Origin of the sequence: Amycolatopsis antarctica (assembly GCF_002262875.1) — a bacterium.
In the GTDB taxonomy this organism is placed as follows: domain Bacteria; phylum Actinomycetota; class Actinomycetes; order Mycobacteriales; family Pseudonocardiaceae; genus Amycolatopsis; species Amycolatopsis antarctica.
Window position 1 is genome coordinate 1 of the sequence record NZ_NKYE01000064.1, and the last position, 479, is coordinate 479.

The following is a 479-nucleotide window of genomic DNA, read 5'->3' on the forward strand; positions in this document are numbered from 1 at the left end:
CCTCTTGGCAGGCGAGGTCCGGCTGCTTCGTACCCTTGCAGCCCAGATCAGCGCCAGGCCAAGGACGAAGCACAGCACGGCCGTGTAGTTGATGACGAACTCCGCCGCACCCCACTCCGGAGGCACCGCGGGAAAGAGCAGTGTCAGGGCGATAGCTACTCCGCCTGTTGCGAGGAGCGCGGCAGCGACCCGCACCAGCAACGGCAGGCGGCTTCGGACAGCGCGGACCATGGCAGGCAGCAGCACCAACGATATGTACGCGGGATAAGCCCGTCCGGCTGCTCCGTAGTATTCAACAAGAACAAAGTTCCGTTCGCTCTTTTCTGACACAGCTGCAAGGCCTGCCGAGGAACCCACTGTATCCATCATGAAGAACAGGACCATCAACGCAAGGGAGATGACCAGCAGCACAACCATGCCCGCTTTACCCGTGATGAGCCGGTACGCGCTGTCGGCGCCGAACCCGCGGGTGACCCGGA

General features: G+C 62.6%; 1 protein-coding gene. It reads right to left on the minus strand.

The window, feature by feature from the left end:
• Positions 1-417, minus strand: a 417-nt coding sequence (locus CFN78_RS28450; RefSeq protein WP_205660692.1) for a hypothetical protein, incomplete at its 3' end; no start/stop codon positions are given.
• Positions 418-479 lie beyond the last annotated feature (62 nt).